Consider the following 14,771-nt stretch of genomic DNA (forward strand, 5'->3'; position numbering starts at 1 on the left):
AGGGTGGCGGCACGGTCGACGACGCCTCGATCAAGATCATCAACAACCAGATCGGCACCGGCCAGTGGGGCAAGTTCGCCTTCTATCAAGACAACCCCGTCATCTCGGGCAACACCCAAGGTGGGGCTGGACAGCCGGCCCTTCCGAAGCAGGGCGACGTTCCCGATTGATGCGCCTGAGCGGGGACGCCTTCCAACTCACATCTGGCCGCTCGGCTTGCCAAACGCCCTTCTGACGCGTCGCATCAGGGACAGCGCCAAGCCCGTCGCATGTGGTGGGTAATCTGCCAGTCCGGCAAGCAGGAACCGCATGCCGCGCTTTGTCTTCCCGTCCTTCAGCAGCATGATCGCCAGATCGATGAGCATCCTGGACCTTTGTCTCTTATGTTTTCGCAGCGCCGCCCTGTTCTTGCGCAGGATCCGGATCATCCCGATCGTCTGCTTCCGGCTGCTGGACGATATGCTGTCACCGGAGATGAAGCCCAGAACGACCGGCTCGATGTCTTCATAAATCGTCGTATACCGCGAAAGCCGGACTGCGAAGTCCCAGTCTTCGTTGGCTCGGGCACAGGTATCGAACCAGAGAGCCTCCGGGAAGCAGTCCCGCCGAAACAGGGCGTTTTGCACGCTGATCCGGTTCTCCAACAGCAGGTGCGCAAGCTGGTCCTCGTCCAGCGTCAGGCGTCCCTGCGGCGGCGGCGCATAGGCAATCCTTGCAGGTCCATAATTGAACGAGGGATCGCGACCGTAGACGATCTTGGCCCCCGTAACCACGCGCACATGGTCGGGAAGTTGAGCGAACAGAGCGATTTGTTTCGCCAGTTTGCCCGGCAGCCAGATGTCATCGCTGTCCTGAAAGGCGATGAAGCGGCCTGTTGCCGCCGCCAGGCCCGTATTGCGGGCCGCGGCCGCCCCCCCGTTTCGCGGTCGGCGGATATACCGCAGCCGCTTGTCCTCGATTTGCCGTAACAGCCCTTCGACGTCTTCGGTCGAACCGTCGTCGACCACGATGAGCTCCAGGTTGCGGTAGGATTGCGTGAGGACGCTCATGACGGCGGCAGTCAGGCTGCGCGTTCGATTGAAGGTCGGCAAAATGACAGAGACATCGGCATCCATTGGCGCCTGCCAGTTCATATTGCTGCCCTCCTGCGTCCGCAGGCGCCAGCCGGGGATCGGTGTGGTTGAGACCCACATTGAAACCCTATCTGCAAAGCTGGCGGTATGGAAAGACACGCCAAAGCAGGCGGCACGCCATCCATTCGGGGAGGGGACGGGGACCCGGCACGCGGCAAAGCAGATGCATTCCGCCGCGGTCGCCGCACGCGAGCAAGCAGGTAAGCCGGAGCCCTTTGACTTGTGGATGGCATCGATTTTCAGTGCATAACCGGATCGGCTATGACTTTTCGACGGGGGTGCGAATTGACAGAGCTAAAGACTAGCGTAAGCATCGGGCCCATTAGTCAATCAATATAGGTTAATCAAGTTCACGCTTGGTGAATAAATTGGTTTCTCACGCGCCTTCATCTTTTGGATGATGGCGGCATTGGCCGGTGCGGCCAGTTTTGCTGGATGGGTCTGCGTGATCAGCGCAACCACCTGAAAGTCAAGCACATTGAGCGCCCATTCTCCCTACCTAATGGCGTGGGGCCTCCCCCTTTTGGGGTAATTCGCTACCTCGATACGTCTAATAGGGTGACGCCGGCTGGGCTGCGCGCTTGCCGCGCCATCAGTGGTCACGGCGCTAGGCAAGATGCTTATTATCGGGTAAATAAGCTATATCTCATACACAATACTTTATCCCAATGACCGTGAATGACCACCAAGTTCGAAGCTTTAAAAGCACAGTTGGGGCTAGCACGCGTTCTTTATTGTGTCCCTGTGAGATGGGGGAGGCTGCGCGTGCATTGTAGGGAGTAAAGCAGCTATGAACTCCGCAACAATGTCAAACGGCAAGGAAATAACAGGAAACTACCATCCCATTGCAATCGATCCTTCAAGCGCCGGACAGAAGAACAAAATCGAAGACTCGCTTGTTCAGCGAGAAAAATCACTTCTGATCATCGACAGCCGTGCGCTTGATCGCCAATGCCTCGCGCAGTGCATCTCCGCCCACAAAATCGATATGGATGTCGTCGCTTTTGGTTCCATGGAAGAGTGGAAACGCAAACGCCACGACCATCCGCCGCTCGCCGCGATCCTGCTGAATGTGGGCGGCAGGAAGATCGTGGAGCCGGCCGTGGCGGATGAGATCAAGAGGCTAGCCTCTGAGTTCGACGCACCGATTATCGTCCTTGCGGATACAGACGATCTGGCGCAGATCATGAAGGCGCTGGAATGCGGGGCGAAGGGTTACATCCCCTCGTCCGTCAGCATCGACGTGTGTATCGAAGCCATCGCATTGTCGCTTGCGGGCGGAATCTTCGTACCCGCCAGCAGCGTCTTTGCGATGCGTCAGGTCCTGGAGACCGGAAGCCCGGTCGTACGGCCGCTGGCCGGCATGTTCACCGCCCGCCAGGCGGAAGTTGTCGAGGCGTTGCGGCGCGGCAAGGCCAACAAGATCATCGCATACGAACTCAATCTGCGGGAAAGCACCGTCAAGGTGCATATCCGCAACATCATGAAGAAGGTCAAAGCCACCAACAGGACCGAAGTCGCCTACAAGATCAACGACCTGTTCCCGACGGACTTTTCCTCCTCCTCCGACACGTCGAGCCGCCTCGAACATTGACGACCCGACGCCGGTTTTCTGACGGCCGATACACGAACGGGCTCCGCTTGCCGGAGTCCGTTCGTGTATCGGCCGGTCCCCCGCCTCAAAGCCCTGTGCCCTGGATCACGACGAGCGGCGTGCGCCACAGGATCCAAAGGTCCGTGCCAAACGACATCATGGCGAAATAGCGGGTATCGTGCACGGCGCGCTCGGCGAAGCTGCAGCCATTTCTCACGCTGATTTGCCATAGACCCGTCAGGCCCGGACGCATTTGGAAATAAGCCGTTCCAGGATACTGCGTGCGTTGCTCGGGGAGCATCGGACGAGGGCCAACCAGGCTCATGTCGCCGCGCAGCACGTTCCACAACTGCGGAAGTTCGTCGATCGAGTACTTGCGCAGGTACTTTCCGATCCGGGTTATGCGGGGATCAACCTTCAACTTCTGGCTATGCTCCCACTCGAGCCGCGCGGCCGCATCCCGTGCGAGATGCTCGCGCAGCTTGGCATCGGCCTGGGGCACCATGGTTCGCAGTTTCCACAGGTCAAACACCCTGCCATCCTTGCCGACACGCGGCTGGCGGAAGAAAGCCTTCTCCCCGTCGAGGCGGATCAACAGCGCCGCGAGAGCGACGACGGTCAGCGCGAACGGCGCAATTGCCAGCGTGACGAAGACGTCGAACAGGCGCTTGACGGCGGGATAGACTGAGCGCGAGCCAACGGCAGGCTGCTGCGGCAAGGTTTGGGCCGTGAACCGCAACGCGTATGGCAGGTAGTCTTTCGGCATTGCAGCCTCCGCGTGATGATGGACATCGCTGCAAGCGCGGAGCGCCAAGTCGGCATTCCAAAGAAAGCTCGTTCCGGGAATCGAACCGGCAGGATTTCACAGTCAGTTGTTCATCGAGAGCGCTTGCGTAAGGCTATATTAACCATATGAAATGCCGCCTCAATAAATCGCCGTTAGACAATTCGATCTAGTCTGCGGGGCGGTTCGCCGCGCTGTGCCGAAGGTGACGGCCAGCCGCCGCGCTCCCTTCAATTTTCGACCAACCCTGTCGCGTTGCCGCGAAGAGCAGGGAGCAAGCATCCGCGACCAGGGACAGGGGGTAGCCGGGGGAAGGATGGCGGCTCCCGATGCGATGGCCTGTCTGCGGCTCATCAGCCGGTAGCCTGCCGATCGCCCATGGCGGCGCGGCGGCGACGGTGGCGCAACCGGCGCGGACCTCGCCGGCGTCGGCGTCATCAGCGAAGCACGGCGCCGGTGCCTCGCACCGCAACCATCGATAATCGCAAATCCGCCCCGGCGACCGATAAGGCATAGGTCGAACGGTCCTACCCAAAGGGATTACCGGGGGCAGGAGGCGCACCCGGCGCACCCACCATTGACGATCTACCGTGCAATGCACAGGCGCCCGAGAATGACGGCGACAGTTTCGGAGATCTGAGTGGTTTTGCAATGAACAGCATGGACTTGCGGTTCTATATCTCCCTCGTGCTTCGGCGGTTGCCGCTGGTTCTGGCGGTTGCCGTGACGGCCTTCCTCGCCGCCGTGGTCGTGGCATCGATGATGCCCAAGTTCTATAGGGCGAGCGCGAAGGTTCTGGTCGAGGCGCCGCAAATCCCCTCCGATCTTGCCCGCTCGTCGGTCGCCATCGGCGCGATCGAGCAACTCCAGGTTCTTCAGCAGCAAATCATCACGCGCAAGAATCTTATCGAACTCGCCAACAAGCTCGGCATTTATGCCGACGCTGAAGCGCGGCCGACCGACGACGACATCGTGGCGGACATGAGATCGCGCATCTCGTTTGAACAACTGGCCCTGGCCACGTCTTCGCGCGACCAGGAGACAACGATCTTCGAGATATCGTTTACCGGACGCGACCCCGCGCTGGCGGCGATGATCGCCAATGAGATCACGTCGATGCTCGTCGACCGAAACCAGCAGCAACGCACCGCCCGGGCCGGAAACACGCTCCAGTTCTTCAATCAGGAGGTTGCCAGACTGGGAACCGAACTGAACAAGCTCGAGGCGGATATCCTCAAGTTCAAGACGGAGAACAAGGATACGCTGCCCGACAGCGTGGAGTTTCGCCGCAGCCAGCAGAACAGTCTTCAGGAGCGGGTGGCTTCGCTCGAGCGCGAGGAGTCGGAACTGCGCTCCCGGCGAAGCGCGCTGATCGCGACCTACACGAACACCGGCCGCCTGTCGGATGCGCTCCCGCTGACGCCGGAACAACAGATGCTGGCGGACTTGAATCGGGCGTTGGCGGAGCAATTGGCGCTGTTTTCCGAAACCAGCCCGAATGTGGCCGCCCTGCGCAAGCGCATCGCCACGCTGCAGAGCAGGCTACCCGCCGTGCCGGTGCGGGATGCCGCCCGTGAAGACAAGATTCAATCAGACGCCGAAACGGCTACGTTCGGCCTCGATCTGCAACTGTCGGACATCGACGAGCGGCTCCAGGCGATCGGCCACGAACGAGCCGAAGCAACCCGCCGCATCGAAGAACTGAGCCGGTCCATTACCGCGACCCCGGCAAGCGAAACGGTGCTGAATGCTTTGGAGCGCAATCGCGAGAACATCCAGACACAATACAATGCCGCGATCGCCAGGCGTGCAGAAGCCTCGACCGGCAAGCAAATCGAGATGCGATCCGAGGGAGGGCGTCTCACGTTGATCGAGGCTGCAACGCCGCCGCTCGATCCGATCAATCCGCGCCGCGGCCGCGTCATCCTTCTCGGGGCCCCGGTCGGAATCGCGCTCGGCCTCGGTCTCGTCATGCTGCTGGAACTCCTCAACCGAACCGTCCGTCGTCCGGTCGACGTCGCCAGGCTTTTGCAGACGCAACCGCTCGCCACCATACCCGACATCCGCGCGGTGGGTGAAACGCGCTCTTTCAACCGCAAACACCGCCTCGCCGCGGTCCTGTCCGCCGGTGCCGTGCCGGTCGTTCTGCTGTTGTTCCACCACTTCGTCATGCCGCTGCATCTGGTGGTCCAGAAAATCATCTCGGGCCAGTCAGGATCGATATGAAAAGCGGCAAGCCACCTGAGTTTCACCCGCAGCATTGGGATTATGATCCATGGAGCAGATACCGGCACCATTGCATGAGGCCATGCGACTACGCAGCATCGATCGGCTCGCAGAGCAGACCGTGCAATCCGCTGCACGGTTCGAGCGGGAGATGACGTGGGACAGCCTTCCCCCGCTGACGGTCAATCCCGAATTGGCCGAACACAATCGCATCGTCACTGTGAATCGCTCGAACCCGGCCTACAGCGCTTTCGACATGCTGCGGACCAGGCTGCTTCAGTGTCTTCGGCAGAACGGCTGGACGTCTGTGGCCATCACCTCGCCGAGGGCGTCCTGCGGAAAGTCGGTCGTCGCGCTCAACCTTGCCTTCAGTCTGGCCAACCAGGCGGATTGTCGCACCGTTCTGATGGATCTCGACCTGAAGCAGCCCGGTCTCGGCCGGCTGCTCGGGTTGAAGAAGCCCTCTGCGATGGAGGATTTTCTCAACGGTACCTGCGAGTTGCATGAGGTCCTCCACCGCTACGGGGACAATTTGGCAATCGGCATCAACAGCCGGCCGGTGAAGTTCTCCGCCGAACTGCTGCAGAGCCTGAATGCCGCCAAGGCCCTGCGGGACATGCGCAAGCGCATGACACCGGACGTGATCCTGTTCGACCTGCCTCCGATGCTGCCGAGCGATGATGTCACAGCGTTTCTGCCGAACGTGGATTGCGCGATCCTCGTGGTCGCCGCCGACCAAAGCACGCTCGATGAACTGGATGTCTGCGAGCGCGAGCTGTCGGAGCGGTCCAATGTGGCCGGGGTTGTCCTAAACAGATGCCGATACGGGCTCTTCTAGAGCGCACCCTAACGGGGGAGGCGACACCATCCCCGGAACCTATCCATTGTTAGAAGGGAGCCGGCATGCGCAAGATAATGGTTGTCTATGGCACACGTCCCGAGGCGGTCAAAATGGCCCCCTTGATCGCTGAGCTCGGCCGCTCGCGCCATTGTACGCCGATCGTGGCCGTCACCGGTCAGCATCGGGAAATGCTGGACCAGGTCAACCGCCTGTTCGGCATTCAGCCGCATCACGATCTGGACATCATCGCCCAGTCGCAAACGCTCGAATCGATCACCGCGCGCGTGCTCCAAGGCGTCTCGAGGGTGATCGAGGCCGAGGCGCCCGATGCACTCGTCGTTCAGGGCGATACGACGACGTGCTTTGCCGCGGCACTTGCCTCCTTTTACCGCAAGGTGCCGCTGATCCACCTTGAGGCGGGCCTTCGGACCGGCGACCGTCACAACCCGTTTCCAGAGGAAATCAATCGCCGCCTGACCACGCAGCTGGCGGTGCTGCACCTGGCGCCGACCCGGACGTCGAAAGCCAACCTGTTGAACGACGGCATTGCAGAACGCGACGTCGTCGTGACCGGCAACACTGTCATTGACGCGTTGCTTCACGTCTCTGCCGGCGGCGCGAAGAGCGGCAATCCGGACGTCGAGCGGGTGGCCGGACGAAAATGTGTGCTGATTACCGCGCACCGGCGCGAATCCTGGGGCGAGCCGATGGCGCAGGCGGCCCGCGCGATCGCCCGTCTGGCGCGTGCCTTTCCTGACGTCGCCTTTCTGCTTCCGGCCCATCTCAATCCCGCCGTTCGCGCGGTCTTGCTGCCTCCGCTGGAAGGGCTGCAAAATGTCGTGGTGACCGGGCCGCTCGACTATGGCGACTTCGTCAAGGCGATGGCGGGCAGTTCGATTGTGCTCACCGACAGCGGCGGCGTGCAGGAAGAGGCGCCGACCTTCGGCAAGCCGGTGCTGGTGATGCGCGATACCACCGAACGCCCGGAGGCGGTCGCCGCCGGCACCGTGCAACTGGTCGGGACGGCGGAAGATCGGATTTTCGACGCGGCCAGTCGGCTTCTGACGGACCGGAAGGCCTATCAGGCCATGGCGCGCGCCGTGAACCCTTATGGTGACGGCCGGGCCGCGATGCGGTCGGTCCAGGCGATCGAACACTTCTTTTCGCTCGCGGACCGCCCTGCCGAGTTTGATCCCGGCGTCAAGGTTGAAGAGAAGCGGTCAGCGCCAGGCGCCGCGCGTATCGTAGATGACTTTGCCGCCTAGGCGGGTGTGCCGCAGCGCCCTGAACGGTTCGTGCTCGACAAGCAGCACGACGATGTCGGCGCGTTCCACCGCCTCGTGCGCGTTCTCGAGGCGGAGGTTGCCGTAGCCCTTCAGCAGTTCGGGCATGGTCGGGACATAGGGATCCGCCACGAGGATCTCGACCTCCGGCAGCGCCTTCGCAATCAGCGAGACCACTTCGATCGCGGGGCTTTCGCGCGCGTCGTCGACATTGGCCTTGAAGGTCAGTCCCAGGCAGGCGATCGTCGGCGAGCGGAAGCGTTCGGCCTTCGCCACCACCTGTTCGGCGACGTCGTGCGGACGCCGGTCGTTGACGTCCCGTGCGGTCCGGATGAGGCGCGCCAGTTCCGGTGCCGCCGAGACGATGAACCAGGGATCCACGGGGATGCAATGGCCGCCCACCCCCGGGCCGGGGCTCAATATGCCGACGCGTGGATGGCGGTTGGCGAGGCGGATCACTTCCCATATGTCGATGTGAAGCGATTCGCAGATCATCGAAAGCTCGTTGGCGAAGGCGATGTTGACGTCGCGGTAGGCGTTCTCGGAGAGCTTTGCCATTTCGGCACTCTCCGCGTCGGTCAGCAGGATCTCTCCCTGAGCGAACAGGCGGTAGATGGAGGCCGCCTTCTCTGCGCATCGTGGCGTCAGCCCGCCCACGACGCGATCGTTCGTCACCATCTCGATCATGATCCGACCCGGAAGGACCCTTTCCGGGCAGTGGGCGACGAATACGTCGGCGATGGCGTCGCCGTTGCGCGGCATCCGGAGATCCGGCCGCAGGGCGCCAATCCACTTGCCGACCTTCTCCGTTGTCCCCGGCGGCGAGGTCGATTCCAGCACCACGATGTTGCCGGGCTTGAGCCTGGGAGCGATCTGTTCAGCCGCCGCCTTCACATAGGACAGATTCGCCGTCCGGTCCTCGTTGAAGGGCGTAGGGACGGCGATGATGAAGGCGTCCGCCTCCGGCGTTTGGGTGGTGGCGGTGAGCCGGCCCATCGCGACCGCGCCACTGACGGCCACTGCCAGATCCGGCTCGACAAAGGGGACCTCGCCGCGCGAGATCGCCGCGACCGTCGCCGGGTTGATGTCGACCCCGATCACGTCGATGCCGCGCGTTGCGATGGCGACGGCGGTCGGCAGGCCGATGTATCCCATCCCCAGAATGGCCAGGCGGCCCTTGAACACTTCGGTCATCGATGAGGCTCCACTACCCTTGCTCGGCGGCTGTTGGCTTGGCAGGCGAATCGGGCTCGAAGGCACGCGAGGGACGAATCATTTCCCGCGCCGTCAGCCGGATGAAACTCGTGTTTGTCGCCAGGTAGCGCCACCACAGCCGCCGCGGCTCCTGCAGCAGGCGGTAGGCCCACTCCATTCCGGCGCGTTGCCAGGCCAGCGGTGCGCGCCTGGTCAAGCCCGCCATGATGTCAAACGATCCTCCGACACCGTGCAGGACCGGCACGTTTAGCGTCGGGCCATAGGTCGCAAGGAAGATCTCCTTCTTCGGCGATGTCATGCCGATAAAAAGCATATCGGCGCCGGAGGCACGAATGGCGCCGGCAACCTGATCGGCCTCGTGCGGCGCGAAATAACCGTGATGGCTGCAGGCGATCTTCAGGCCAGGGAAACGGACGGCGATCACCTCTTCCAGCCTGCGCAGGACGTCCGGCCGGGCGCCGAGAAGTGCAACGGTCCGTCCTTCCTGATGCGCGAGCGCCAACAGGCGGTCGAAAACGTCAATGCCGGCAATTCGCTCCGGCAGCGGACGGCCCAGGATCTTGCTCGCCCAAACGACCGACTGGCCGTCGGCGAGAAGCAGATCGCATTCGAGCAGGGAATTTCGGAGCAACGAGTCGTTGCGCAGCTTGACGATCTTGGCGGCGTTCAGGACGCCCAGCAACATCCGGCTGCGGGTCTTCAGGGCCGCATGGCAGCGATCGATGACGTCCTCCATGCTAACGGCATCGAGATACATCCCGAACAGAAGTTGTCGGCGATGCGACATGTCAGATCTCCCCTGGCTTGCTGCCATCGTCGTGAGCGCCGACCAGGCGGGAGCGCCATGCGTAAAGCAGCCAACCCAGCTCATAGGGACGGCACTCGTGATCCACCGGTCCTGGCGGGAAAAGCGTGTCGATCATTGGCAAATGCAGTCCCGGCGCCATTGCCGTGGTGACCGCGGCGACTGCCCTTGCCGCCTTGGCCGGTTCGCGCCGGGCCACCTTGCGCCAGATGACGCCCTTCTGCGGGCACACAAGTGTTTCGGCGGTCTCAGGGGGGGCGTCGAGCCACTGCAGACCAAGGATGATCGACCGCCAGTGGTCCGGCCCACCCGCCTCCTGGAGGTCGAGCAACGCCATGGGAGCCATCGCGTGCTGATGGACGCTGTAAACGGGGTAGCGTTCGACCACGCTTCCATCGCGGGTATCGTAGTGCCACCACCATTGCCCGGCCGGCCCCTGCAGGGCGCAGATGCGGGCGGCGCACGATTCTGCCGCTGCCAGCGCCGATGCATCGTTGCGCGCGACAGACAGGCGCGACAGCGCCTGAATCGGATAGACCTGGTCGGCGAAGCAGCCGATATGGGCACGCAGGCGGCCGCTCGCGCGGGCGGGCAGCAGGTGCGGGAAAAGGCCGTCACGCGATTGTGCCGCCCGCAGTCTCATGCCGGCCAGTTCCACGAGCCGCTTGGTGCTGCCGAGGTGGCCTGCAGCGAGCGCCGCGGTGAGGGCCCAGGCGCAATCGACGGTGTCTATAGGGCGCGGCGATTCGATCCGTGCTGCGAGCACAGCGAAAAGCTGGGCCGCGCAGATGCCGCCGGCTTCAGCCGCGCTCCATGCCGCGAGAGCGACAGCGCCGGCGTCGGGCGAGGCCTCGGCGCGCACGGCGCAGGTGCGCGCCAGTTCGGCGGCGGTGCGTCCGCCGAGGACCATCCGCTGAACCTCTTCGTCGACATGCGACAGCCCCAGCGCCACCATGGAGGCGTATCGCAGGCTGTCGCCTTCCAGCCGTTCGGTCCAGCCGGTGTCGGTCTTGACCGCGCGGAGCGTGTGTCCGAACACGCCGCCATCGTGCATCCGGCGCAGACCATCCTCCGCCAGCGTCAGCAACTGATCGACCCTTGCGCGTGCGGTCGTCGAAACGTCGGCGAGGGCTTCCAGCCGGCTCGATGGACTCAAGTTTGCAGGATCGCCTGTGAATCGGACCGTCGAGGCGCGGTCCCGGCGTGGCGCTTGTTCAATCGGATCCGATGAACGCTTTGCTTCGAACGACATGAAACCTTCCAAGGCCTCGCCGACTTCAGAAGCGGCGGCTGATCAAAGGTTGTTGCGGATGACTTGCGCGAAGATCGAAAGAATTCCTGCGTCTTCTGGAAGCATGCTAGAAATTTTTCGACGATAATCCACCGCGCTCATAGACTTAACGGCGCCGCCAGAACCTGTCGCCGGGGGTGTGGCCATGCGCCGATAGGATAGGGGCATGCGCGCGTTTCTTGCCTTTCCGTATGAGGGAGCGGTTCGATTCGCCGGACGTCTACCTCTCTCGGCAGTCTTTCGGCTTCGGCCCGTTCCTGCAATCTTTTCGCGGGGCTCGCCGTTTGCGGGCCGCTCCACACGAGAGCGCGGATATGGACGCATTGCTCAGGCCTTCAGACGACCCGCGGGCAAATCGGGACCCATCGCCTGCCGAAGAGGCGGGGGGGCTTGCGGTCGTCATCGTCACCTACAACAGCGAAGAGGTGCTGCCCGGACTGCTGGATTCCCTGGCGGACGGATTGGAAGGGCTCGCGCGTCGGGACGTGATCGTCGTCGACAACGATTCGCGTGACGCTTCCGTCGAGTTGGCGCGCGCGCATCCCTTCGGTGTGCGCGTCATCGAGATGGGCCGAAACGCCGGCTTTGCGGCTGGCATCAATGCGGCGGCGGCAACGATCGACGAGGACATGCACCTTCTCGTCCTCAATCCGGACATCCGGCTTCATCGCGGCGCGGGCGCGTATCTTGCGGCACGCCTGAGCGATCCTTCGATCGGCGTCGTCGCGCCGCAGATGCTGAACGAGGACGGCACGCTTGCCCAGTCGCTTCGGCGCGAGCCGTCGTTGCTGACCGCATGGGCCGATGCGTTGGTCGGAACGCGACTTGCAGCCCGCCTCGGCATTGGCGAGATCGTCGCCGATCCCGTGCTCTATCGCACCGGCGGAACGGTCGCTTGGGCAACCGGCGCAGCCCTAGGGGTCTCGGCGCGGACCCGATCCGTCGTCGGAGACTGGGACGATTCCTTTTTTCTCTACAGCGAGGAAGTCGACTACATGCAGCGCGTCAGGCAGGCGGGCTTCGCCGTCGTCTATGACACGCAGGCGCATACCACGCATATCGGCGGCGCCTATCACAACGACCCTTTCCTCTCCGCGCTGATGACGACGAACCGCATCCGCTACTTTCGCCGTCATCACGGCCCCGTCGCCACGGCGCTGTTCCGGCTGAGCATCATCGTCGGCGAAACCATGCGCATGAGGCTGGGCGCGGGGCATCGTGCGGCGCTGCGCGCGGCCCTCACCGCACCGCTCAGGCAGCCCGGTTACGGCGCGCCAAACCGATGAGGTCCGCATAGATCTCGTCCATCCGGTCGAGCTTCGCCGACCACAGGCCGGTCCTCATTACATGGGCGTGGGCCGCAGCGCCCATGCGCCGGCGCTGGGCAGGGTCTTCGACGAGCCTGCGGATTGCCGTTGACACGTCTTGCGCCAACGCTTCCGGCGTGGTCGCGGCCAGCTTGATGGCGCATTGATCGGTCGTCGCGGTGCCGGGGCCGCCACGGTCGACGACGATCAACGGCAGCGAGTGTCCCATGGCTTCCAGCGCGACGTTTCCGCCCGGCTCGCGATAACTGGGGAAGACGAAGATGTCCGCCCGACGATAGAACTCTGCGACCTCGTCCCTGGATCGCCAGCCCTGCAGCCGCACCCGGTCGCCGAGGCCAAGGGAGGCAGCCAAGGCTTGGCACGCCTGGCGCTCCGGGCCGTCTCCGACGATGTCGAGTTCCACCGGAAGCTCGCGCACGAGCGCCATGGCCCGCACAATATCGCGTGCTCCTTTGGTGCGAATGAGCCGGCCGACGAACAGGAGCTTCACCGGTCCGGATCGTCCGGTCCGGTCGATTGGGGGCGGAACCTCGTCGAGAGCCGTTTCACTCATGATCTCGAAGCGCCGCAGCGGGATTTCCGAAAGATGTTCCCGCACATAGTCCGCGATGCCGAGGACGCAATCCGCACGCTGATAGGTCCTGCGCAGCAGCGGGTCCCAGCGCAGCCGATACCGGTCGAGCTGACGCAGCTTGATGAACCAGGGGGTCGTGCCCTCGTCGCCGGCGAAGCCCTCCGGAGACGAAAGACCCCCTCCCACCGGTCCTATGACCAACGGGATGCCGAGATTTGCCGCCGGTGACGGGTAGCGCATGGCAACCGGCACGGGTTGATGGACGAGATCGAACTGCTGGCCGGCGGCGATCGCGGAGCGAATCCAGTGCCGGGCCCGAAAGTAGAACGGGATGTAGCCCGGCTTCATCAGGCTGTTCAATCGCTCCGCCCGTCCCAGCAGCGGCGGTTCGCGCCATTCCATTATCGTCATGCCGGAAAGCTGCTGTCGGGCGGGCGTGGCATTGCGCTTGTGATAGGTCAGCAAGGTGACGTCATGGCGTTCCCCGAGATGCTGCGCCCAGCGAGATGCGACCCAGGCCTCGCCGACGTCGTCGCCGTTGCAGGTCGGAGCAACAAGCAGGATCCTGGCCACGTCCACCACCTTTCAGCCAGCGTCCATGGCGCCCGCGCGCCATCGCCAGCAACGGAGAATCTATGGTCCCTCGATCGGGGCGATCAACACGGCACAAGGGAGGTCCAAAGTCTGCCGGTTGCCGCACGGACCCACTCGAAGGGACGAGTATGGTACCCAGGCTTGTCCATTTGGCGGGTGCTGCGGTCTAGCGTGATATCGGAGGCGTATCCGAGGCATGCAGACTGCATGTCTGGTTGAGTTCCACCACGTAACAAGCGGTCTATTGCCCCAGCCACTGTCCGGTTGTGACGCACTCCATTTTTCAGTTATCCGGAGTATCTTCGCATGATCGCGGCCATCCCCACCGATTGCGGTGATGTCGATGGCATCTCAATGGTTGCAAAATTGCGATATTCATTAAAAACATCAAATTCATCTTATGCGCGAACGGCCGAATTCTTCTCGCTTTCGGACCTTAAGATTTATCTAATGTTTTCAACGGACGCCAAACGATTGCAGCTTTAATGGCGCATTTCCGCGGCAGTTTCACTCCAGGATTTTGCCGCAATTCCGGCAATTCGGATTTTCGCAACTAATTCAAAAAATACTGCTCTGCAACAGCGGCTATTGTGGCAGCAATGCGGCAATATTGTTGCGATTTCTTACTTCCGCAATGCTGTTGCCCCCTTGGAGCACCTGAACTATTAGTCTCCGCCGTAACGCCGGACCAACAAAAATATTAACCGGCTTAGCCAAGGATACTACCACCATCTCCAAAGTGTGGGAAGAAAGGCAAAAGAAGCAGTGACAAGCAAAATTCGCGATGTAACCAAAGCCGGAGTTCAGGCTGAAACGACGCTCGTCGACCTCATCGGCAATGCCATCAACGAAAACAGCCAGACTGCGGCTCTGACGCTTGAGAAGATTTTCGATCGTCTGTCGAAGATCACCGACCACAACAACGATGTCGGCAACAGCTTTGCCGACCGCCTCAGCACGGCCCTCGACAAGCTGCGGTCCGCCCATGACGGCGACAAGGACGGCGACAAGGGCTGGAACGACACGACGTCGTCCGACAAGACGGACACCACGTCCACGACCGGCGACCTGGATTCGACGACCGAACTGGCCGCAACGAAGCC

Annotated in this window: 13 protein-coding genes; 6 read left to right on the forward strand and 7 right to left on the reverse strand. The window is 62.5% G+C overall.

The window, feature by feature from the left end; translation table 11 throughout:
• Positions 1–197 precede the first annotated feature (197 nt).
• A complete protein-coding gene (locus JNC62_RS20775; protein ID WP_374841342.1) occupies positions 198–1,133 on the reverse strand; it encodes a glycosyltransferase family 2 protein in 936 nt (311 codons plus the stop codon).
• A 330-nt stretch (positions 1,134–1,463) separates the two neighbouring features.
• Positions 1,464–1,610, reverse strand: coding sequence for a hypothetical protein (locus JNC62_RS20780; RefSeq protein ID WP_374841344.1), 147 nt, complete (start codon positions 1,608–1,610; stop codon positions 1,464–1,466).
• 313 nt (positions 1,611–1,923) lie between these two features.
• Here JNC62_RS20780 and JNC62_RS20785 point away from each other — a divergent pair, with 313 nt between their 5' ends.
• Positions 1,924–2,727 carry a LuxR C-terminal-related transcriptional regulator gene (locus JNC62_RS20785; protein ID WP_374841346.1) on the forward strand — a complete coding sequence of 268 codons (804 nt, stop codon included), beginning with the start codon at positions 1,924–1,926 and terminating at the stop codon, positions 2,725–2,727.
• A gap of 85 nt (positions 2,728–2,812) precedes the next feature.
• Here the strand turns inward: JNC62_RS20785 and JNC62_RS20790 are convergent, their stop codons facing one another.
• A complete protein-coding gene (locus JNC62_RS20790; RefSeq protein ID WP_374841347.1) occupies positions 2,813–3,493 on the reverse strand; it encodes a sugar transferase in 681 nt (226 codons plus the stop codon).
• Between the two features lie 669 nt (positions 3,494–4,162).
• Here JNC62_RS20790 and JNC62_RS20795 point away from each other — a divergent pair.
• From JNC62_RS20795 to wecB, 3 genes are all read left to right on the forward strand, one after another.
• Positions 4,163–5,737 (forward strand): GumC family protein, encoded by a 1,575-nt coding sequence (locus JNC62_RS20795; protein WP_374841349.1) that lies wholly within the window; start codon positions 4,163–4,165, stop codon positions 5,735–5,737.
• 49 nt (positions 5,738–5,786) lie between these two features.
• Positions 5,787–6,575 (forward strand): CpsD/CapB family tyrosine-protein kinase, encoded by a 789-nt coding sequence (locus tag JNC62_RS20800; RefSeq protein ID WP_374841351.1) that lies wholly within the window; start codon positions 5,787–5,789, stop codon positions 6,573–6,575.
• A 65-nt stretch (positions 6,576–6,640) separates the two neighbouring features.
• Positions 6,641–7,843 (forward strand): non-hydrolyzing UDP-N-acetylglucosamine 2-epimerase, encoded by a 1,203-nt coding sequence (gene wecB / locus JNC62_RS20805; RefSeq protein ID WP_374841353.1) that lies wholly within the window; start codon positions 6,641–6,643, stop codon positions 7,841–7,843.
• Here the strand turns inward: wecB and wecC are convergent.
• The 3 genes from wecC to JNC62_RS20820 are packed head-to-tail and all read right to left on the reverse strand — an operon-like array spanning position 7,799 to position 11,037.
• Positions 7,799–9,055, reverse strand: coding sequence for a UDP-N-acetyl-D-mannosamine dehydrogenase (gene wecC / locus JNC62_RS20810; RefSeq protein WP_374841354.1), 1,257 nt, complete (start codon positions 9,053–9,055; stop codon positions 7,799–7,801). The two genes, wecB and wecC, sit on opposite strands and share 45 nt — an antisense overlap.
• A 13-nt stretch (positions 9,056–9,068) precedes the next feature.
• Positions 9,069–9,863, reverse strand: coding sequence for a WecB/TagA/CpsF family glycosyltransferase (locus JNC62_RS20815; protein ID WP_374841356.1), 795 nt, complete (start codon positions 9,861–9,863; stop codon positions 9,069–9,071).
• Between the two features lies 1 nt (position 9,864).
• Positions 9,865–11,037 carry a hypothetical protein gene (locus JNC62_RS20820; RefSeq protein ID WP_374841358.1) on the reverse strand — a complete coding sequence of 391 codons (1,173 nt, stop codon included), beginning with the start codon at positions 11,035–11,037 and terminating at the stop codon, positions 9,865–9,867.
• Positions 11,038–11,486: 449 nt separating this feature from the next.
• Here JNC62_RS20820 and JNC62_RS20825 point away from each other — a divergent pair, with 449 nt between their 5' ends.
• Entirely contained in the window at positions 11,487–12,458 is a 972-nt protein-coding gene (locus JNC62_RS20825; protein WP_374841360.1) for a glycosyltransferase family 2 protein, read from the forward strand.
• Here JNC62_RS20825 and JNC62_RS20830 read toward each other — a convergent pair.
• Complete coding sequence (locus JNC62_RS20830) at positions 12,424–13,647, reverse strand: glycosyltransferase family 4 protein (protein ID WP_374841362.1); 1,224 nt, start codon at positions 13,645–13,647, stop codon at positions 12,424–12,426. The two genes, JNC62_RS20825 and JNC62_RS20830, sit on opposite strands and share 35 nt — an antisense overlap.
• A gap of 786 nt (positions 13,648–14,433) precedes the next feature.
• Here JNC62_RS20830 and JNC62_RS20835 point away from each other — a divergent pair.
• Positions 14,434–14,771, forward strand: a 338-nt coding sequence (locus tag JNC62_RS20835) for a hypothetical protein (protein WP_374841363.1), incomplete at its 3' end; no start/stop codon positions are given.

Source organism: Mycoplana ramosa, from assembly GCF_041930185.1.
Lineage (GTDB): Bacteria > Pseudomonadota > Alphaproteobacteria > Rhizobiales > Rhizobiaceae > Mycoplana > Mycoplana ramosa.